The following is a 388-nucleotide window of genomic DNA, read 5'->3' as shown; positions in this document are numbered from 1 at the left end:
GAGGATTGAAGGCGGTGATGTCCCGCCGTAGGTGCCGCCGGCCAGCGCGGCCGGAACACCCCATGCGACGGCCGTGGTGACGGCACCGACGGCACCCATGCCGAACTGTGCCGCCGCGAGCCGGTTCGCGCGGGTGGTCTCGACGCCCAGCGAACGCCAGAACGTCGACACCTCGGCCTCGATGACGGCGGACGTGTTGTTGGTGCGGGCGAGGTCCGCATCGGTGATCCAGTTGGGCTGCGGCGCATGGTATGTGCCGACACGCAGGGTTTCCCTCGGCGCGATGATCGGCGCTGTCGGCTCGACGTACGTCGGCAGGTGCAGTTCCTCGAACTGGACGGGCGCCACGTAGTAGTTGGCGGGTGCGTTGTAGGTGTTGGGGGCGTAG

At 68.6% G+C, this 388-nt stretch carries 1 pseudogene; it reads right to left on the bottom strand.

Annotated features, from left to right (window positions below):
* Positions 1-388, bottom strand: a pseudogene (locus IJ15_RS0124485) (hypothetical protein); the annotation flags it as partial.

The sequence above is a fragment of the Prescottella defluvii genome, from assembly GCF_000738775.1.
GTDB classification, from domain to species: Bacteria; Actinomycetota; Actinomycetes; order Mycobacteriales; family Mycobacteriaceae; genus Prescottella; species Prescottella defluvii.
The sequence above is the reverse complement of the archived record's forward strand: the minus strand, read 5'-3'. Positions and strand labels throughout refer to the sequence as shown.